16 protein-coding genes and 4 pseudogenes are annotated in these 20,274 nt (G+C 59.8%); 12 read left to right on the forward strand and 8 right to left on the reverse strand.

The features are described 5' to 3' along the window. Positions 1-45: 45 nt before the first annotated feature. From EJ069_RS33640 to EJ069_RS32420, 3 genes and pseudogenes are all read right to left on the reverse strand, one after another. A pseudogene (locus EJ069_RS33640) lies at positions 46-195 on the reverse strand (site-specific integrase); the annotation flags it as partial. Next, the gene (locus EJ069_RS33645; protein ID WP_245456747.1) at positions 131-532 is read right to left on the reverse strand and encodes a hypothetical protein; all 402 of its coding nucleotides are present in this window, start codon (positions 530-532) and stop codon (positions 131-133) included. The gene EJ069_RS33645 and the pseudogene EJ069_RS33640, both read right to left, overlap by 65 nt. 216 nt (positions 533-748) lie before the next feature. Then, positions 749-1,320: pseudogene (locus EJ069_RS32420) on the reverse strand (transposase); the annotation flags it as partial. Between the two features lie 531 nt (positions 1,321-1,851). On the opposite strand from EJ069_RS32420, the gene EJ069_RS32425 reads away from it, so the two are divergent. The 10 genes from EJ069_RS32425 to EJ069_RS32470 all read left to right on the forward strand — a co-directional run bounded on the left by EJ069_RS32425 (position 1,852) and on the right by EJ069_RS32470 (position 10,190). Beyond that, on the forward strand, positions 1,852-3,006 hold the full coding sequence (locus tag EJ069_RS32425) for a zinc ribbon domain-containing protein (protein ID WP_126064576.1): 1,155 nt from the start codon (positions 1,852-1,854) through the stop codon (positions 3,004-3,006). 304 nt (positions 3,007-3,310) lie between these two features. Then, on the forward strand, positions 3,311-3,922 hold the full coding sequence (locus EJ069_RS32430; protein ID WP_126064577.1) for a site-specific integrase: 612 nt from the start codon (positions 3,311-3,313) through the stop codon (positions 3,920-3,922). A 1-nt stretch (position 3,923) separates the two neighbouring features. Continuing rightward, positions 3,924-4,409, forward strand: a complete 486-nt coding sequence (locus tag EJ069_RS32435) for a tyrosine-type recombinase/integrase (RefSeq protein WP_245456393.1) — start codon at positions 3,924-3,926, stop codon at positions 4,407-4,409. 55 nt (positions 4,410-4,464) lie between these two features. Then, positions 4,465-4,887: a hypothetical protein gene (locus EJ069_RS33650; protein WP_245456394.1), complete on the forward strand. Its 423-nt coding sequence runs from the start codon at positions 4,465-4,467 to the stop codon at positions 4,885-4,887. Then, positions 4,812-5,234 carry a tyrosine-type recombinase/integrase gene (locus tag EJ069_RS33655; RefSeq protein WP_245456395.1) on the forward strand — a complete coding sequence of 141 codons (423 nt, stop codon included), beginning with the start codon at positions 4,812-4,814 and terminating at the stop codon, positions 5,232-5,234. The genes EJ069_RS33650 and EJ069_RS33655 overlap by 76 nt, the downstream gene beginning before the upstream one ends. Before the next feature lie 57 nt (positions 5,235-5,291). Next, positions 5,292-7,040, forward strand: coding sequence for an IS21 family transposase (istA, locus tag EJ069_RS32445; protein WP_126064578.1), 1,749 nt, complete (start codon positions 5,292-5,294; stop codon positions 7,038-7,040). Beyond that, entirely contained in the window at positions 7,018-7,785 is a 768-nt protein-coding gene (gene istB, locus EJ069_RS32450; protein WP_126064579.1) for an IS21-like element helper ATPase IstB, read from the forward strand. The genes istA and istB overlap by 23 nt, the downstream gene beginning before the upstream one ends. Positions 7,786-7,852: 67 nt before the next feature. Further along, positions 7,853-8,128: a hypothetical protein gene (locus EJ069_RS32455; protein ID WP_245456396.1), complete on the forward strand. Its 276-nt coding sequence runs from the start codon at positions 7,853-7,855 to the stop codon at positions 8,126-8,128. A 233-nt stretch (positions 8,129-8,361) separates the two neighbouring features. Further along, the gene (locus EJ069_RS32465; RefSeq protein WP_126064580.1) at positions 8,362-9,876 is read left to right on the forward strand and encodes an ISNCY family transposase; all 1,515 of its coding nucleotides are present in this window, start codon (positions 8,362-8,364) and stop codon (positions 9,874-9,876) included. An 89-nt stretch (positions 9,877-9,965) separates the two neighbouring features. Beyond that, positions 9,966-10,190: a hypothetical protein gene (locus tag EJ069_RS32470; protein ID WP_126064581.1), complete on the forward strand. Its 225-nt coding sequence runs from the start codon at positions 9,966-9,968 to the stop codon at positions 10,188-10,190. A gap of 559 nt (positions 10,191-10,749) precedes the next feature. On the opposite strand, the gene EJ069_RS33075 is transcribed toward EJ069_RS32470, so the two are convergent. From EJ069_RS33075 to EJ069_RS32490, 3 genes and pseudogenes are all read right to left on the reverse strand, one after another. Then, entirely contained in the window at positions 10,750-11,568 is an 819-nt protein-coding gene (locus EJ069_RS33075) for a N,N-dimethylformamidase beta subunit family domain-containing protein (RefSeq protein WP_348639382.1), read from the reverse strand. A gap of 1,278 nt (positions 11,569-12,846) precedes the next feature. Beyond that, a pseudogene (locus EJ069_RS32485) lies at positions 12,847-14,183 on the reverse strand (aspartate aminotransferase family protein). 201 nt (positions 14,184-14,384) lie between these two features. After that, entirely contained in the window at positions 14,385-15,851 is a 1,467-nt protein-coding gene (locus EJ069_RS32490) for a M81 family metallopeptidase (protein ID WP_126064582.1), read from the reverse strand. Positions 15,852-16,008: 157 nt separating this feature from the next. Here EJ069_RS32490 and EJ069_RS32495 point away from each other — a divergent pair, with 157 nt between their 5' ends. Next, positions 16,009-16,701, forward strand: a complete 693-nt coding sequence (locus EJ069_RS32495) for a GntR family transcriptional regulator (protein WP_126064583.1) — start codon at positions 16,009-16,011, stop codon at positions 16,699-16,701. A 33-nt stretch (positions 16,702-16,734) separates the two neighbouring features. On the opposite strand, the gene EJ069_RS33660 is transcribed toward EJ069_RS32495, so the two are convergent. Both EJ069_RS33660 and EJ069_RS33665 read right to left on the reverse strand, forming a co-directional pair. Continuing rightward, complete coding sequence (locus EJ069_RS33660) at positions 16,735-17,199, reverse strand: hypothetical protein (protein ID WP_245456397.1); 465 nt, start codon at positions 17,197-17,199, stop codon at positions 16,735-16,737. Between the two features lie 101 nt (positions 17,200-17,300). Further along, positions 17,301-17,999, reverse strand: a complete 699-nt coding sequence (locus EJ069_RS33665) for an aminotransferase class V-fold PLP-dependent enzyme (protein WP_245456398.1) — start codon at positions 17,997-17,999, stop codon at positions 17,301-17,303. A 668-nt stretch (positions 18,000-18,667) separates the two neighbouring features. On the opposite strand from EJ069_RS33665, the pseudogene EJ069_RS32505 reads away from it, so the two are divergent. Then, positions 18,668-20,272 (forward strand): annotated as a pseudogene (locus EJ069_RS32505) (ABC transporter substrate-binding protein). Positions 20,273-20,274: the final 2 nt, after the last annotated feature.

Raw genomic sequence — 20,274 nt, forward strand, 5'->3', positions numbered from 1 at the left:
CGTCACCACTGGCAACGAAAGCGCGGTCACCTCGCATCCAACATCCCTGAGATATCGCTCGAACCCACGCAGATAGTGCCGGTAGTGATGAATGGAGCTCGCACGCAGGCCCCGCTCTTCGCGAAGGTAATCAAAGAATCCCGACCACCTGGGTAGCGAATGGGATCGGCCAGGCTGTTCTATGGCTGGTGTTATCCGACTTCGAGACGACCTGGCTGAAGAAATGCCGCACAACGCCCCCGACGAAGTTGCGATCGCGTCGACACGCTTCAGCGGATCGGTCGCCACGACGAGTGAACAACCAATCGTCGATGAATGGCTCGATGAGCACCTCGGTTCGTTTGATCTGGTCGACATTGTGGGCCGCGGTGAACGCTGCAAACTTCGTCAGGACCGGAACTCGGCGATAAATGCTCCGAGGCGCGTAGCCCCGGTCGCATAAGGCCGTTACATACTCATCGATCTGGGGCCCAAGCCAGCAATCCATAATCCGATCGACTGTCTGCGGCTTGACGAAAAAGCGTTCCAACATGGCAACCTCCATTCTGGGTTAGGGAGAAATGGAAGATGCGCTCGTTGCATCGCCTGCGCGATGTGCCGCTAGGGACAAACAAACCGTTCAATTGCAGGAACTTCTGCCTCTCAGGGCACATAACCGTTCGAGACACAAAACCCCGATTACGTGCCCGGGCACGTAATCGCACACCACAAGATGGGCCACGCCGCCGAAGAAGGCGAAGGCGCTATTGTGCGCTTCAATCCAGTCCGCGAACTGCTCGGTCCACGTCGCGCAGGCAAATGACAAGCTCGATCCGCCGAGCACCGCCACAAACAGATGGGCATCGCGCACCTCACCGGTCCGGCGGTCGACCACAACCGGCACCGTGTCGCCGGCGTAGTCGACAAACATCTTCTCACCCCCGCGTGGCTCTGCCGCGTCGTCAGAGGCAGGCGGCCTTCCCAGCTCCGGAACAGGTCACACCAACGGCTGTAGCGATAACCATCCGGGTGCACGGCGATATATTCTTCCCACAGAACCTGCAGCGTCACATGCTTGCGTTTCAGCTCGCGTGCCACCGCCGACCAGTCCGGTTCCGGCTGCTTGCGCCGGCCGGGCTTCACCCCAGGTAAGCCGTACAGACAAGCTTCCAGGTCGGCGTCGCTCATCTCGGCCGGGACCGGCCAGTTCAGCCCGGAGTGTGCAAACCGCTTCAGCATATCCCGGACCGTCGTCGCCCCGGCCCCGGCACGCTCGCCAATCGCGCGCGTCGATAGCCCTGCTTCCAGGCTCAAACGCAAAATCTCGCGTACGTGGCGCATCTTAACCCTCCTCGTCGGCATCCATTCCTCCGGTCGTTGCCAGACCGGAGGATGCCCCAAGGATCAGGTTCTCCTAACTCCAAACTGGGCGCGATCGTATCGGAATGCTGCGCGGGTAATTCTCGGAATGCTGCGCGCGATCAAATCGGAATGGTGCGCGCGATGACCTCGGAATCCGCAAGCCGAGCGGCTCGACGTCGTTCAGCTTGCACGTTTATGCCGACCGCCGAACTATGCCGAGCTGGCGCGTTTCCGCCAGCGTTTTTCATGGTTTAGCCGCAGCTGGGACGGCATAGATTAGGGTCTCTCCGTCGCGATTGGCGCGAAGGAGAGAACACATGAATGCAAGTGATTATTTGCAACGCAGTACACTGTATCGGAAGCTGATCCACGGCCCCTATGGCGAGTTTTCACGCGTTTACGCGGCCAGATTGACGCACGAAGGCTTTTCTCCTGCGCGACAATCATCCCGGCTACATCAGTTGGCAGGAGTATGAAGACAATCAGACGCTGCTGCTGGAAAACGCACACATGAAGAAGAACTGCTCGCGCAAATCGGCGCGCGGGGGTCGCGCACTCCTGACTGGCTTGATGCGGTGCGGTCGTTGCGGGCGGATGATGCGTGTGTTCTATGGCCAGGCCAAGGGGAATGCACATCGGTATCAATGCCGCGGCGATGACGCCCATGTCGGAGCGGGCTTATGTATCGGCATTGGCGGAGTGCGGGTCGATCGTGCGGTTGCGCTGCAGATCCTTGAGGCGGTCTCCGATCGGGCTGTCGAGGCAGCGATATTGGCGTCCGACCAAGTTGAGCGCTCGAGAAAAGACATTATGGCCGCCGTCGAACGGGAGCTTGAAGTCGCAGGCTACGAAGCATCTCTTGCAGCGCGCCGATACGAGCTTGTGGATCCTGCCAAGCGCCATGTGGCCCGTGAACTCGAGGCGCGCTGGAACGGTGCATTGGAACGGGTAGCCGAGCTTGAGGGCCGCATCACGGAGTTGCGCGCCGCATCGGCGGAAAGTCCCAAAATCGACCGCGCCCTGCTTCTGCTACTTGCGCATGATCTGCCGCGGGTTTGGAATGCACCGTCCACGGACACACGCACCAAGCAGCGACTGGTTCACATCGTTGTCCGAGAGATTGTTTGCGATCTCGATAAGAATACCAATGAGGCGGTTCTACTCATCCACTGGACCGGCGGCCGGCACACGGAGGTTCGTGTTGCTCGCGTCAAGACTGGCCGATATCCGGGGGATATGGCACCTACCGCCGTTGATGCACTTCGCAAACTCGCTGGTCGTTGGCCAGATCGAGAGCTCGCAGTGTCGCTCAATCGGATGCGCTGTAAGACCGGCGACGGCGAGACCTGGACGACCGTTCGCGTACGGGAAATGCGCGAACGCTTAGGCTTGCCGGACTACGACCCCGCATCATCGGACGATCAAATGATCAGCCTTGCGAAGGCTGCGGATCATTTTGGAATTTGCGTCGGATCAGCAAAGAGCTTGGTGCTGAAGGGCATCTTGCCGGCAACACAGGCAATCAAAGGCTCGCAATGGTTAGTTCCTGTCGAGGCGCTAAGCTCCGAAACGGTACGCATAGCGGTGCAGCGCGTGATCGAACGTCGACCCAAAAACTACATTGATTATCAATATGATAGGATGATCCGGCTGCCGGGAATCTGACAAAAGGATGTACAATGAAACAAGCTGTGCCCGTTTCGCGCGGAACACATAGACTGCACCACTGAACGGTTAGGTGGCGCGCTACGTAACCGTTCTTATGCATCGGGTGAGATTTTGTGGCGGAGCCGTCCTGGCGCCAGCCGGAGTCTGCCAAATCTGGAATCCTCCGCCACATAATATTTCATGCCTCTCTGACGGACGCGGGATCCCCTGCGCCGCAATGCTGGAGGGGCAATATGCTCGACTTCTATTTTTCGTATCGTGGGGTACTCAAGCGCCTGCGTAGCGGTGCGCTCGGCGGGAGATGGATCGCCTCGCGGAGCATTTTTTCACGCTTGGTTATAAGCGAGCGTCCGCCAAGATTTACCTGAGCCGTATTGCGCGCTTTAGCCAGTTTGCCGCGACGCGCTGTGGTCCGATGCCGATCCATCAGGATGTCGTCGATAGCTATTTGTCCACGTTTACGACGGATTCTCCACGCATTGGAGCAGTGTCGGCGCTGGGACACGCACTGCGAGTGGCTCCGGAGCGATTCATTGCTTCCGTTCCCAGTGTAGATGCTGACCCGGATAATCCGCTTCTGGCCTCCTTTTCGGACTATCTGCGCAGGGTGCGGGGCCTGGAGCCGAAGACCCGCGAAGGAGTTCTTCTGGGCGGCCGCCGCTTTCTGGATTGGTTCCGCCATCACCATCCCGGCCAGGACCTCGAGGCGTTGGCGGCTGAGCACGTCCTCGCTGCTGTCGAGCATCGGCTGTCACTATCGGCGACCTCCAGCAGCCGCACGGCAGCGACTTCTCACATCCGAACATTTCTTCGGTTTTTGTATTGGGCTGGCCACCATCGCCAAGATCTCGCCCGCGTTGCGGACGCCCTCTTGGCGTTTGGCACATTTGCCGCCGCGCCTTGCATGGGATGACGTGCGGCAGGCGATCGATGCGATCGGCGCAACGACGCCGGTCGACATCCGCGATCGAGCCGTCCTGCTGCTGCTCGCCACCACGGGCATTCGCAACGGCGAGTTACGCGCCATTCGGCTGAAGGATATCGACTGGCGTACTGGCGAGGTTTTTGTCCGGCGCACCAAGGGCAAGCGTGATCGGGTGGTACCACTCCTCGAGGAGACCGGCGCCGCGCCGATTACATCCTGCGCTCGACCGAAGGTGGATAGTCCGTATCTGTTCCTGTCCTTCGCGCCGCCGCTGGGGCCGTTCAAGTGCGCGTCGCCTGTTTCGAGGATCGTGCGGAAGCGGTTGCGGCATGGCGGGGTCGAACTCGGGCGGGTCGCAGGTGCGCATCTCCTGCGCCACAGCCTTGCCACCCAGCTCGTCAGGCAGCGAAGGCCAATCAACGAGGTCGCCGATCTTCTTGGCCACCGGAGCATCAACACAAAGCGCTGTACGTGAAGGTTGCGGCCTCGCAACTCGCCGAGGTCGCACTCCCCTTTCCGGGAGGCGCGGCATGACCGCCTTTACCCGATTCCTCGGCGAGAAGGCCGAGCGTTACATCGAACTGCGCCACTCGCTCGGCTACTCTTTCAGCAAACAAGCTGGCACGTTGCGGGCTTTCGTCCGCTACGTTGAACGCGCTCAGTACGATGCGCCCGCCACCCGGACGATGGCGCTGGACTTCGTCCTGTCGTTCGGCGGCGCCGCCAACAGCCGCACCACTCGTCACGGCGTGCTCCGCCGATTCTACGAGTATCTCGCCGTCTTTGATGCCCAAACGGAGACCTTGAGACCTTGGAGCGTAGAGTTTTTCCCAGATCCAGGGCGATTCCGCCGCCGCGGATCCTCAGCGAGTCAGAGTTGGCGTCGCTCATCGACGCATGTGCGCGCATTTCGCCAGGCATCCCTCTCAGGGGGCGGACGATGGCAACGCTGATCGGATTGTTAGCAAGCTCGGGACTGCCATCTGGCGAAGTGGTCAGGCTTGATCGTTCCGACGTCGATCTGACCAGCGGGGTTCTTCTGGTTCGGAAGACGAAGTTCCGCAAGGACCGTCTCGTTCCAGTTCACACGACGACCCGGGATGCCCTTCGCCACTACGCCCGTGAGCGTGACGCCGCTTTTCCCACGCCCAAGGACCAGGGCTTCTTCCTCAGCTCTCGTGGCAACCGCCTCTCAGCGACCGGCCTGCAAAACCCCGTGGGTCGGTCAAAATCCCCCATGTATGGTCACTTGAAACTCCCCCACCTGATGATGACCGGCAGCGCTGCTGAACAGCGGTAGCCGGTAAGGCAGGACGTTTATTTTCGCCCCCTTTCATACCGCAAGGGGGATCGGGAGTTGAACGTCTTGAAGGCACATCTGCAAAGCACCGTACTGACACTGCTTGATCGCAACACCAGCCAACGCGAGATTCAAAGGCTGACGGGGGTCGATCGCAAGACGATAAGGCGTTACCAAGCGCAGCGGGATGGTGCGGAGGCAAATTCCCCCGGGCAAGTGACCACCGGCTCGGCGAGCGCGGAGGATCAAATTCCTCCACCCCGACCACCGGCTTCTGGAGTGTCAGGAGCGACGGTCACCAGCAGCCTGGCTCGGTCGGCCTGCGAACCGCATCGGACGTGGATCGAAGACCAGGTCCGCCTGAAACGGAATGCGCAAGCGATTTACCAGGACTTGGTCGATCAATTTGGCTTTCCGTCCAGCTACCAGAGCGTCAATCGGTTTGTGCGCACGTTGCGACACAGCGATCCAGAGCAGTTTGATCGTCTTGAATTCCTTCCCGGCGAGGAAGCTCAGGTCGACTATGGCGAGGGCGCGCCGACGATCGATCCCAAGAGCGGCCGATATCGCCGGCCCCGCCTGTTCGTGATGACGCTGCGCTATTCGCGGCGCAGCTTCCGGCGAGTGGTCTGGAAATCCAGCCAGCAAGTCTGGGCGCAGCTTCACGAAGAGGCATTTCGATATTTTGGCGGGGTGGTCAGTTATGTCGTCCTAGACAACCTGAAGGAAGGCGTCCTCAAGCCCGATCTGTACGAACCTGAGCTCAATCCGATCTACAGCGCGATGCTGGCCCATTACGGCGTCGTCGCCGACCCGGCCCGCGTGGCGGACCCCAATCGGAAAGGGAGCGTCGAAAACGCGATTCAACATACCCAGGGCACCGCGCTGACCGGACGGCGCTTCGAGACGCTGGAAGCCCAGAACGAGTTCTTGAGGCACTGGGAGGAGAACTGGGCTTCCAAGCGCATCCACGGCAGCACTCGCCGTCAGGTCGAGGCCATGTTCCAAGAGGAAAAACCTCACCTGCGACCGCTTCCCGTCGCACCCTTCCGCATGTTCACTGAAGTGGTTCGGACCGTCTGCGACGACACCACCGTTCGCGTCGACAACAGCTATTACGCCGCGCGGCCCGCGCTCATCGGCAGTCAGGTCAACGTGCGCGTCTACGCTTCCACGATCGAGATCCGTGATCGCCACACCCATGCGCTGCTGCGTGTTCATTCCCGGATGACGCACCCCGGTTCTGTCGTCCTGCCGACCGACGAACGGCCGTTCAATCCGTCGCGGCAAACCGCCGTGCTGCTGGCGAACGCCGGTCGCATCGGTCCCCAAACCAGGGCCCTGTGCCAACACATGTTCGATGCCGAGGGACGCCCCGGACAGCGCGCAATGTGGGGCATTGTGGGACTGAGCCGGAAATATCCGACGCGGCTGGTCGAGCAAGCCTGTGCTCATGCCATCAGCAACGGCATCTACCGTTACAGGCACGTACGCGCGACTGTCGAGCGGCTGTTTGAGCACGCGCTGGAACAGGTTGAAGAAGCTCCACAGCCGGCCTTGCAGCTCACCCAGGATCATCCACTGATCCGCGCCCCCGCGGAATATGGCGACCTCTTCAGCCGCGCTGCGCGACACGAGGCCGCCAACGATGGCGCCCAGGCCGATGCTCACGACGACCGTGCCCCTACGATCCACGCTCGTGGCGCCTGCGCAACCCGGACCAGCTTCGGCACCACGAGCGCTGCCGCTGCGCCTTCTCACCTCAAACTGGAGACCCAATCCCATGATGACCATACCCGAAATTGAACGCTGCCTGCGACAGCTACGCCTGTCGGGCGTGCGCGACACGTTGCAGACGCGGGTGTTGCAGGCGCAGGGCGCAAACCAACCCTTCCTGGAGACCTTCTCCTTGATCCTGCAGGACGAACTGGACCGTCGCCAGTCTCGCCTTATCGAGCGGCGATATCAGCAATCCGGGCTCGATGAAAAACTGACGCTCGCCGAGTTCGACTGGTCCTTCAATCCCAAATTGCCGCGCCAAACCTGCTTCCAGCTCCAAACACTGGCGTTCGTTGCCGCCGGCGAGAACGCCCTGCTCGTCGGCAAACCCGGCACCGGGAAATCCCACATCGCCAAGGCGATTGCCTATCAAGCGATCCTGCACAGCCACAAGGTCCAGTATCTCGAGACCGATGACTTCTTCCACCGGCATGCTCTGAACGCTCCCGCGCAACGCGAGGCCCGGATGAGAACAATCATCGACTGCGATCTTCTCGTGCTGGACGATCTGTTCCTCGCACGCGCCATTCCCGACGACGCCGGCGCATGGCTGCAGACCCTGATCCATCAGCGCTACAAACTGCGCCGCAGCGTCATCGTCACCTCCAATCGGGTGGTGCAGGACTGGGGCACGTACCTGCGAGACACCACCATGAGCACGACGATACTCGATCGGCTGATGCATCATTGCCATCTGCTTGAGTTCGATGGTCGCAGCTATCGCCTCAAAGAAGCCGCTGAAGCCCTTGCCCGGGAAACAAAGTCAAACTAACAAATCCACTTCCTGTCCTGCCTTGCAGGTGGGGGAGTTTGACTGACCCCAACCGGGGGAATTTGAAGTGACCCGCGGGGAAAACGGTTTTGCCGAGGTCCGCAAGCTCGCCGGCCTTGATGGCGGTAAGCCCTTAAGGCCGCACGATCTCAGGCGCCGGTTCGCCGTGACCCGTCTCAGCTTCTGGCATCAACAGCGTGCAGACGTTCAGGCGTTGCTCCAGTTGCTCGCCACATATCTCGGCCACGCCAGCTACAGCGATACAGCTTACTACCTCACTGGTTCGGCGGATCTTCTCGCCATTGCGGCGGATCGCGCTTTCCTCGATGGAGGTGCAGCATGAGCGAACATCTGCTCCTGGCGCCGCTCCTGGAATCCTACTTTCGCCGGCGCTTGACCAAGCAGCGCAACGCCACTCCTGCGACTGTCGCGAGCTATCGCGACGCCTTGCGCATGCTGATTATAGCGCGACAATCTGGGAGAGAAGCCGCATTGCCTCGTCGAAAATGTTCCTGAATTTTCAGCCGTTGCCTCACATAAGTTGCTCCCTACCGAGGGGTATGAGCAGGGGCAATTATGGGACGGCTGAGCATGGCGACACGGAAAGAACTGACGGCTGCGGTTTCAGAGCGCTATCGTGCTTCGACGCGAGCGGAGAAGGCGAGAATTTTGGATGAATTCGTCGTCATCACGGGCTTTCACCGCAAGCACGCGATGCGGCTGCTAAGACGCCGTGAGGGGCCGTTTTCAGGCCGGCGAGTGCGGCCGCGGATTTATGATGAAGCGGAACGCAATGCGCTGATATTGCTGTGGGAGGCGTCTGACCGCGTCTGCGGCAAGCGGCTGAAGGCGTTGCTGCCGGTCCTTCTCGAGGCGATGGAACGGCACGGTCATTTTGACCTAGCGCCCGAAATCCGGGGAAAATTGCTGGCGATGAGCGCGGCCACGATCGACAGGACGCTGGGACCGATCCGAGCAGGCTTGGGGCGTCCCCGACGACGGCCCGCAGCGCACGCCCTACGACGGAGCATTCCCATTAGAACGTCGGCGGATTGGGACGATCCAGCGCCAGGCTTCGTTGAGGCGGACCTCGTAGCCCATAGCGGCCCTTCGGCTCGCGGCAGCTTCATCCAAACCCTCGTGCTCACCGACATCGCAACCGGCTGGACGGAATGTGCGCCGCTGCTGGTTCGCGAACAGACGCTGTTGAGCACGGTGCTCACAGAATTGCGCAAGCAACTGCCCTTCGCGCTTCTCGGCCTGGATACGGACAACGACACCGTTTTCATGAACGAGACGCTGAAGGACTACTGCGACGCCGCCAACATCGTCTTCACGCGCTGCCGCCCCTATCGCAAGAACGACCAGGCCTTTGTCGAGCAGAAGAATGGCGCCGTGGTGCGCAGGATGATTGGATATCGTCGGTTCGAGGGGCTCGAGGCCGCCACGCTGCTAGCGAAGCTCTACCGGTCAGCGCGGCTGTTCGTGAACTTCTTTCAACCGTCGTTCAAGTTGATCGCGAAGCAGCGCGACGGCGCGCGTGTGCGCAAGACGTACAGTCCGCCGGCTACGCCGCATCAGCGTCTGGTTGCCGACGCTCGCACCTCAGATGCAGTCCGCTCCCGTCTGCAGGAAATCTACGCCGGACTCGATCCTGTCCTGCTATTGCGCGATATCCGCGCCATGCAGGAGCGGCTCGCTGCGCTTGCCGACACTTCGCCGGCCGTGCGCCCTGACGGGGCAGCCCAGCCGATCGACCTTTTCCTGGCGACTTTGCGGACTGCCTGGAAGGACGGTGCTATCCGGCCGACGGATCGCCCGATTGTGAAAGCCAAAAGGGGGCGGCGGCGTCCTGACCCTCTCGTCAAGGCGACTGCCGACTTGCGAAATTGGTTCGAAGCCGAACCATGGCGGACCGGCAGCGAACTTCTGTCACGACTGCAGGCCGAGTATCCCGGCGCCTACCCGGAAAAACTGCTTCGAACACTTCAGCGTCGGCTGAAGGTCTGGCGCAGCGAACAGGCGGACGCGTTGCTGTTTGGCCCCTTGAACAAGGAGCCGCCGATCCTGGAGATCGCAAGGCCACACTGAGGCGCCGTGGCGCTCGCGAAGGAGGCCGGGCGCTGCGAAACCCCGGCCATCTCCGCGCCCGGCCTCCTTCGCCCCAAGCCGGGAGCAAAATGGATGAGGCAACGCTTGAATCTCGGGAAGCATCGTTACGTGAGGCAATACGCGCTCTCACGTTGATTGCCGCGCCGCAGCTGATCCTTTTTGCCGCCGCCAGGTTGCGGAAGAGGCCGGCGGCGTTGGTGCTCGAAGATCTCGATCGAGACCTCGTTCTCGCCTTTCTCGACGAACTCGAGGAGAAGCGGAACAACACCGTCGCCACGCGCAATGCCCACTAGCTGCGATACGATCTTTCTTCCACCATGTGGCAGCGGCCGACCCGGCGTCCTTTGGTGTCGCGCAACGCGTGCTGACGATTCCCACAAAACGGGCGCATATTGAGGTGACGCACCACCTCACCAACGCAGAAGTGGGACGCCGGCCGTGAGCCGCTCGTCAGAATTACCCGGGACGGCCAACATCAAACCGTTCCCTCACCGCCGGCGCGGTCGGCGGCATCCGGCGGATCAGAGTCGCAAGCATCTGCGCGAGTTGGTGCTGACACGTCGGGCCGGGCCTCTGCAGAAAACCGGACCGGCGCTTGACCCAACGAAACAGCAAACCCGTAAAGAGTGGGTCAGTTTCTCACTTCGGGGGTCAAATCCTCACTTCGGTCGCCTCTGGTTCTCCATGAACTCCTCCCAGCCGATACATCCCGTTCCACAGCGACCCTGTTGATGCGGTATTCCAAAGCGCGCTAGTGTCGAGCGTCCAAGTTTCGACTTGCGGCCGCCACCGGGGAGATTTCACGTTCGCCCGCGTAGACAAGCCATAGCCACTGTCTTGATTCCGGTTGCATCAGGCCGTGAAGCTGCGCAGCACGTTGGCGGTGATGCGGGAGACTGCGTCGTCGACGGGGAGTGCGCTCGGGTAGGCGAGCGAGCCCACGGAGAAGACCTCGCCCCCGCTCACCGTTTGGTAGTGGACCATCTCCGCACCCGTGCCGCCCACGTTGGCGCCCTTGGCCAGGAGCGTCGTGCCCGGTGGTGAGCTCTCGGTTGTCTTGTCCATCTCGTGGCCGGAGGCACCGCCCGGGCTCCGGGTGGAAAGGCTGCGCTCGCCGAATAGGTCGCCGTCGGACAACCCGGTGCCTTCGAAGATCCAGTGCGCGGCGTCGATGACGCGGTACGGCGCGCCCGTAAGGAAACCCGCGCCATCGTCACGGACGCCTAGCAGGCTCGCCGTCTGGACTCCACGCATGCCGAATCGGGTCTGCAGCGCGCTTGGGTTAGATTCGAGGACCCTGTTGTCCCCGTTCCGCACGATCATCGTGTACTCGTGCGGGAGCTCGACCTCACAGTCGACGCCGTTGCCGCCGAGGTAGACGAGTCGACCGCCGCGTTCAGTGACCCAGGTCAATACCCGGTCGTACATCCGCCTAGTCCAGTATTCCGGATGCGTGTTGAGCACGAGCACGCGGTAAGCATCGAGGTCGAGAGCACCCGTGTGCAGGTGGACGTCGGAATACGTGTCGGCGGCGAAGCCCTCGCGCTCCAGCCACCCGAGTAGCCGCCACTCGGCGGCAGCAAGATGGTTGGGCTCACGTCCCTCGATCGGATCGGTGATCCGTGCGTCGACGGGCACAGTGTTTTGCGGCTCCGGACGGTCAAAGGACAGCGGCGCGTAGTCGTCCGTAAGCCACTCGTCCCTATCGACGTGAACGCGGAGTCTGGGTGGTGGTACCGCTCAAGGTCCTGGCGCCGGTTGACCGACGGTCTCTCGGGTAGTGCGACGGGGTGCATGTAGTTACTGCGGCCACCGAAGTGGTTGTAGGCGTTCCAGTTTATTGACGACGTGAGCACAGCGATCGGTGCTGTCGGCACGGCGGGCGCGACAACGAGCGGGAACGCTGCGGTCTCGCCAGAGGCCGTATGCACGTGAAAGAAGTACAGGCCGGACTCGGCCGGCGACTCGGTGCAGAGCGGGTCGCGCCAGCCGACACCAGTTTGCGTGTAATCGCCGTCGGGCACGATCAAGCGGGTGGCGTCTAGCGGATGACGACCGTAGCCAAGCCTACGGACGAGCTGCTTCTCCCAGCCGTAGCGCCATAGCTCGACGCGGTATTCCGCCGGGGAGTGCACTCGCACCTCGACCTCGTCGCCCGCGCGAACCCACTTCGGCCACGCGTAGCCGAGCAGGCTGTCCCGCAGCAGTCGTAGCTGCACCGGCCGGTCGGGTGCCACGTCAATCTCGCTGTGTTTGCTGCCGTATCCAGGACAGCTCAGGTATACGGTGTAGTGCCCGGGGGGATGTCCGCGTGCACTGCGCCCGACGCTCGCGATCGCGTCGCGACCGACCCGCTGGCGCCGACTAGTTCCACAATTACGTCACTGAGCGCGACGAAGTTCTCGTCGCTCACGTATCCGATCAGCATTGTTGTCATCTCCTCTAGAGTCAAGCACGGCCGTCAACTAAGCAGCGCCATCAAATATCACAAATATAACTTTGCAATCACAAAACCTCATTTATGTCCTTGAAAGATAATATCACATTGCATCACTATGGGGCGACCGTCCGCGTTCCGAACCCTTCGAGTAATGGCCGCCGCCATACCGCCGGCCCTGAAAATGATCGCCCGGGGAACTGGCCGAGCAGAGGGGCCAGCCTGATGCGGGGGTGATGTCCACGCCGCCGGTGGCTTAGCTAACGCGCCAGACAATCAAGGAGCAGTTCGAAGCCGAGGTAAGCTAAAATATTTGCACCACAACCGACTGTCGTTCGCTCGGCACCGTCCTTCTCGATTTGGCGGCAGAAATCACCACGCTTTCCCCGCAAGACTGAACATTCGAAGGCGTCACTAAGGGCTACAATGAACCGGACGAGGTGATCCGCCATGTGTCGTCGAACAAGTTCGACCGAGGGACGACACCTATGCCATATGCCGGCAACTCCGGGTCAAAGAGTGGATTCAACCGCGAGGTAACGCTCGAAGACCAGAGCGACATTTTCCAAGTCGCCCTCAGACATCGCTGTGGAAAGACATGCGGTTCCGGCTGCGGGAAATATAATGCCCTCGCTGGCAAAGAAGCGGCCCATCTCTCTGATCGATGCCGCTTCGCCAGGCTGCGTATATGCCTCACGATAGTCGCGCGGCATTCGACGTTTAGGATGAATCCGGAGCAGTGAAGCCGCGCCAGTGACCACATAAGGAGCCTGGCGCATCTTGATGGCCGCGGCGAGCTCTCGGCGGAGCCAGTCGCCCATGCGTTCGAGGCGCTCGAATGCAGCTTCTGTCATATGCTCCATGCTGACCCGGCCCGCAACCATGGAAACTGGATTGGCGGAGAAAGTACCTCCCTGCTGCAGCTTGGCCGGCCCGCTCGAGCCATCGAACACTCCCATCACTTGGCGTGATCCCCCACGGCACCTATAGGAAATCCGCCGCCTATGATTTTGCCTGCAACAAGGAGGTCGGGCTGAATGCCGTAGCGGACGGAAGCGCCCTGATAGCCTTGGCGAAGGTTCAGAACTTCGTCGCTGACGACTAGAATGCCATATTGGCGTGCGGTCGTAACAACAGCCTCGATGAAGTCGGCCTCCGGCGCGATCAGGCCGGCCCGGCTTGGCATCGGGTCGAGGAGAATGCACGCGAGACGACCCGCGGCGGCCGCGATCTGCTGGCGGGCGCCGTGGGCGTCGTTGAAACCAAGAATAATGACGTCGTCCGCCACTGTCTCGGGCGTACCCATATACGATGGCAAGGCTGTGGGAGCACTGGCTAGACCCCATGTGGCGGGGGTGCCCACCTGACCGGCCTCAGCCCAGTCATAGGCACCGTGATAGGCACCTTCTATCTTTGCTATTGCGGGACGCCCGGTGAACGCCCGGGCCGCCTTGATCGCGAACATCACGGCTTCAGTACCGGTGTTGACGAAGCGGATCTGTTCGATCGCCGGAATACGGCCGACCAACAGCTCTCCCAGGTCAATTTCGTGAGCGGTGGGATTGGCGAAGCAAGTCCCGTCCTGAAGCTGACGCGCGACGGCCTCAATTACGGGCGCAAATCCGTGTCCGTGAATGAGGGTGGTGAAATTGTTGTGCAGGTCCAGGAAACGTTGCCCATCGACATCGATGAGATACGCACCCTCACCCTTCATGACGTATCGCGGCATGGGGTCTCTTTCAACGGTCGCACGCGTCGTGCCGTCGGGAAACACGTTTCGGGCACGTGAAAATAGCTCATGGGAACGCGTCCCGAGCTGCTTCGGGGCCGACACAGGTTCCTTCCGCATTTTATTCTCTACCTCTGAAGGCTCGCGAAGCCAGAATTTACATTGATTCATTAGTCGTCACATCCCCGTTGCCGCAGAATTGCTCGGCTCACCAGAATTGGACATAGAAATCAAACGCTCCCTTGCCGGGCTCCAAGAGGGCCTTGTAGGCGGCGCATGCGGTGAGCAGTTAAACATTGCTCCCGAAGTCGTCGGGCGCTGTTATTGGAAATCATCCAGCGGCCAGATTGGCCGTCGGACTCGTTCATACGGAATGGAAGCATAGTTTGCGGTGCAGCTTTTGCCGCTGTCAACGAAAACCAATGCCTGGGAGAGGGGTTCGAGGTCTGCCCGGAAATGATTCATTCCCTTGCAAACCACCAGTTTCTCGCTTTCAAAATGCACGCCAAACAACTTAAACTGCTCCCGTTCCTCAGTCTGAATTGCTATAGACGTCAACGCTACCTTGATCCCCTGGATCAGGACGAGACAGCTTGCTCCCAAGTTTCCAATTGTATTGCGAAAATACGCACCCCTGCGCAAATAGTCGCCAGGCGTCAACGCCTTAACATGGCCGGTCACCTTTAGGTCATGATCGCACCCCAGCGTGAGCCTAACCTCCTTATTGAGACCTGCTGAGAAACACGATTCGACAGCCTCAGGTGCCCATAAGCTGAAGAAAAAGGCGTCACGCGTGCCTCGTTCAAGCATGGCCTTGAGAATCGAGACATCGTCGCCTGCCGCACCGCCCCCCGGATTATCCGCGTAATCTACCACAACGACAGGCCGTTCGCAGCGCGCGAGGTTTTCCGCGATCTGCAATCCTTCGCAGACAGAGTGAAACGTCACGGTACGTTCGGCGCGCGTTGTCCACATTTCCCGCGCCAATGCATTGCTTTCCTTGTGGTAGTCATCGGTGGCCCTTGAGCAGGTGATTGCCGCGCTAGGCCCGATGTCGGCAACGTCGCCATACGAGAACCCGGCTTGGACACTAATATGTCGGATGGCCGGATTTTCCACGGTCAAGCGCTCGGCAAGGGCAAGAATCCGAGGCATCGGGCCGTCCTTACTGGTTGTCCTCGCGCTATCAAGACCGGCCAGCAGAGGGGGCTTGATCAGCTTCACCTGCGTGAGCGCGCCCCCTTCGACCATCTCGCTAAGCAGTTGACACGCAAGCTGTGTCGTTTGGGCCTGATCCAAGTGCGGCGTCGTCCTGTAAGCGACAATGGCGTTCGCCATGTCGGCCATGCGGTGGGAAACGTTCGCATGGGGATCCAATGTCAGGACAACAGGCACATCCCACCCGGCCAGCTGCCGGACGCGCCACAGGATCTCCCCTTCACAGTCTTGAATCCTCTCCGAGACCATGGAGCCGTGGAGCATCAGCAGGATACCCTCGACCGAGCGTGGTTCACGAAGCGGCTCGAGTAGGATGTCAGCCAGCTCTTCGAAAGTTGACCCCGTCAGAGCGCCGCTCGATCCGGCGTGGGCATGGAGCGGCGTCACAAGCTCCCAGTTTTTGCTCTGGGCACGTTCGAGCAACGCTCCCCAGTCTGTGTCGGTGCCCCGGAAGCGGTGGGCGATGTCTTCTCCGAACATCAGCGCGCCGTGCCGGAATCGTTGTAGAGTTGTGAGGTGCGGATTGAAGGTGTTGGTCTCTTGCTGCCAAAACGCTGCCATCACACGCATTGCTGTGCCCTATTGTCCGTCGCGGATCCCGAAATTATACGTCCAAAAATGTGATGTCAATCTATAATAACTGATATACCAAAGTCGACCGACAAATTCACGACTTTTCTATTGGCGGCGCAACGTTTAGAAGAGAAGGCAAGGGACGAAGCAAAGGATGGATTTCTTGAAATCACCAAACTCAGATATGTTACGAGACCAGGTCTACGAGCGGCTCGGTGAACTGATCCGGAGCGGCCAGTTCGCTCCCGGCGAAAAGATCACGATTAGGAATTTGGCCAGGGACTTCGAGATGAGCCCGACGCCGGTTCGCGAGGCCCTCTATCGGCTTATATCCGAGGGTGTGCTGCAGGGTGAGGCAAACCGGTCCGCGTTGATTCCACTGCTGACCCGTGAACAAATTTGCGAACTGCGCGATATCCGGCTGCACGTCGAACGCTTCGCGGCGGAGCGGGCGGCGCAAAGAGGGACGCCCGAGTTCGCCGTCAGACTGCGCGCAATATCCAATAAGCTGAAGAAGGCGCGAGCTGAGCGCGATCGGCGGGCCGACTTGATCCTTGTGTATAGGTTTCAGTTCGAACTCTATGGCGAGTGCCAAATGCCGAACCTGCTCAAGATCATCAATTCCCTTTGGCTTAAGTCTGGACCGTATCTAAACCTCTTGTTTCCCCACTATGTCACTTCGATATCCGCAGCCCGAGGAGACTGGAGGGAGAGGATTGCCATCGGAGTGGAGAACCAGGATGCCGCAATGGTTGCGGAGGAGATAAGGCAAGACATTGACCAGTCGCTGACTTACATCGCCGATATTATGGATGCTGCCGCGATCTTGAGGCCGATTCGGGGATGACCCCCAACAACGAGGTTGCTCCCGGTCACGGGTTTAGCCGGAGCCGTAGTTTCCGATAAGGGAATGATCGAAGCTCTTTTCGCCCCCGTTCAGCTGTTCGACGATCTCTTGCAGGTCTGATAAGTACTCATGTATTACCTCGGCGAAAGCTAGGCTCAGAATTCCTAGGTTGATGGCAGGGGGATGCCGCGAAGGAGCTACGGTATACCAGCCCCTTGCTGATAAGCCCGCCGCAATATCGGAGACATCAAGCGCCCTTGAGCCATAACTCATAACGGTAAGTTCAGGCTTACCACATATGAACAGTCCGTCGATGCCGTGAATGCCCTCGATGAGCCGATCACGCGCCTGCCAAATCCGCTCGGAAATCCTGCAGTATCCTTCAATGCCAAGGAAACGCATCACGGCCCAAGCTGCCGCGATGTTTGCGCCTGAACGTGTTCCCGCGAATGTCGAGGTCACATAACGTCCGCGGGACCAGTTGTCGAAGTCGAACACCTGATATTTCCGATTGGCGAGGTCCGAGAGGGCGACGATCGAGGCCCCCTTCGGCGCAAAGCCGTATTTGTGCAAGTCCGCGGAAATTGACCGCACCCCCTTTACCCGGAAATCCCAAAGAGGATGGCGTGTCCGTTCTGCTCCGCAAAGGGTGATAGGAATCCGCCCACACAGGCGTCGGTGTGAAACCAGATATTCCGCGACATGGCGATGGAGGCCAATTCCTCGATCTGGTCGAACACGCCCATCGTGAATTGCGGCGCCGAACCGGCTATAAATATGGTCCGATCGTCAAGCGCAGCCACAAATGCGTCCATGTCGACTTTGAAGTCATCGCGGGGCGCAATCCGCTCGACGTCAATGCTTAGGTACTTGGCCGCCTTGTCGAAGGCAGGGTGTGCGCTGTGAGAGATTACCATCTTGGGCCTTGTCACTTCCGGGCGGTTGCTTCTCGCCCACTCCCTCGCCGCCTTCATTGCAATGAAGATGCTTTCGGTTCCCCCGGATGTGATGCTGGCGGTTCCGCCATCGGCATGCATCAGCGACAGTGACCAGTCTGCGACTTCCCTCTCGAAGCGCTTGATCGAAGGAAAGGCCCCGCTGCCTAGCGCATTGGTGGCGTGGAACATCTCAAGAGCACGCTTGCCGATGCGATCAACTTCATCGCCGGCGAAATGCACGTAGAAGCCAGGCAAGCGACCTCCACGCCAGTCCACGTCACCTCGCCGCGCATTTTCCATCGCCTCCAAAATGGCTGACTCTTCGAGCCCTTGAGCGGGGAGCCACCGGTCTTCATGCATTCTACTCTTCTCCTGCGTGATCATTTGGTAACATAATGATATTCCATTTTCAAACATAATATATCACGATTAAGCGTCCCCGGCGGGGGAACGGCGGACGCTTTGTTCGGCGCGAGATTGCAGTCATCGCGGCTTTTCCCCATAACTCACCTCCGGCGAGGCCCCCTCCGGGGAGGGCGTGCCCGCTGCCGAAGGTTTGCCCATTGAATAAGCGCTGTTCTGTTGACGTGCAAAAATGTTTATGATAATATACCAAACATTAGTGGTCGAGATCACATTCATCGCCGCCAGGGCGCTTAGCGAGATTTTAAGTTGCTAGAGGGATCCGTAAGCATTGGCGTCGACGCGGCGGCATTTGCCGGTATCGATGGGGGGCAGCCCGGCACGATCAGTGCGTTCAAGCTACACAACCACGACTCATGATCCTGCGCAGGGAGTTCTCGACGCTTTCCCGAGAGCGAGTGCCGGATTGATATTCAGTCCTTGTCCTCCCGTTGTCGTCAGTTTTCACGGCACGACGACTGCCGCTAACGTGGCAACTGGAATTCATGTGTCGGCCTGCTGCCGCCCTCCACGGTACGGCGGGCCAATCATTGTCCTGAATTCGCCGTCGGCGGGTCATGACGACAACTGTTCAGAACAGCGCTAATGAGAAGGGGAACTGGAACATGACTATTTCACGACGCGAAATTATCAAGGTGGGTTTGGCCGCCGGAGCCGCTTTTTCTATCCCGTCGGCCCTACGGGCACAGACGGCACCAACCCCAGCGCGAACGGCACGCATGGTGATAAACGGCGACCTTAGCATCTTCGACCCGATTTTTACGACGGCTGGAACAACCGCCTATCATGGCCTAGCGATCTACGACACACTGTTTGCGCTCGACTCAAAGCTTTTGGCGCAGCCGCAAATGATAGAGAAGTGGAGCGTTTCCGACGAGAAGATGACCTATACTTTCGAGCTCCGGGATGGCCTACAATTCCACGACGGAAGTACCGTCACCGCGGCGGACTGTGTGGCTTCGATCCGTCGTTGGGGCCAAGTGCATCCCGGCGGACAACTGCTCATGGAACGAGCAAGGGATATCTCGAAAAGGGACGACAAGATCTTCACGATCACACTCAAGGAACCACTGGGGCCTCTCATTGAAATCCTGGCGGGCGCTACGGCGCCGTTGCCGTTCATCATGCGCGAGAAGGACGCTAGTCGCCCCGCGACAGAGCAGGTGACCGCGAATATCGGATCGGGGCCGTTCAAATTCAATGAATCTCTTGCCAAGCCGGGCTCGAGCTTCACCTACGATCGCAATGAACAATATGTGCCGCGCAAGGAGCCGTCTGACGGATTGGCCGGCGGGAAGGCCGTCAAGGTTGATCGTGTCATCTGGACAATATCGCCGATCAGCAGACTGCTTTGGCGGCATTGCAGGCAGGTGAGATTGATTTCGTTGAGGCGCCGCCGCCCGATCTCTACCCAGTGATCGAGAGCGACTCCAACCTTCAACTCCAAGTGCTAAATAAGTCGGGCGATGTTTTTTTTCTCCGCATGAACTTCCTGCAAAAGCCGTTCGACAACGTGAAGGCGCGCCAAGCAATGCTTCACCTGATAGACCAGGAAGCCTTTCTTAAGGTGATGTCTCCCGACCCGCGATACACCCATACCGTCACGTCGCTATTCGGAAACACCACACCCTATTCCAATGACGAAAATACGGGATGGTTCAAGAAGGGCGGCGACCCGCAAAAAGCCAAGCAGCTCTTCAAAGAGGCCGGATATGCCGGCGAGAAGGTCATCATTCTTCAGCCCACAAACTACCCGCAGTTCGACGCTGCCGCGCAGCTTTTGGCGGCCGAACTGCGGAAAATAGGGATCAATGCAGAACTTGCGCCGAGCGACTGGGGCGGAATAGTCAAGCGCCGGGCGAACAAAGGCCCCGTCGAGGACGGCGGCTGGAATATCTTCATCAGCAGCTGGGACGATTACAGCATCGGCAGTCCTATCACCAGTTCCTTTGCACTCGCGAGCGGTGACAAGGCCTGGTACGGCTGGCCGCAGAACGATGAATACGAGGCTCTGCGGGCCACATGGGCAGATGTTGAGACGCTCGAACAACGCAAGGCCCTGGCCCGCAAGATGCAAGGGTTTGGTGGACTTCGTAGGCGGCGTTCTGTTAGGTGGAAGTGTCTCACCAACCGCGCACCGCAAGGCGCTTACCGGCCTCATCGAGGTGCCTAGCGGGCTCGTGTGCATGTGGAACATGCGGAAGGCCTGAGT

The sequence above is a fragment of the Mesorhizobium sp. M2A.F.Ca.ET.043.05.1.1 genome (assembly GCF_003952445.1).
Taxonomy (GTDB): domain Bacteria; phylum Pseudomonadota; class Alphaproteobacteria; order Rhizobiales; family Rhizobiaceae; genus Mesorhizobium.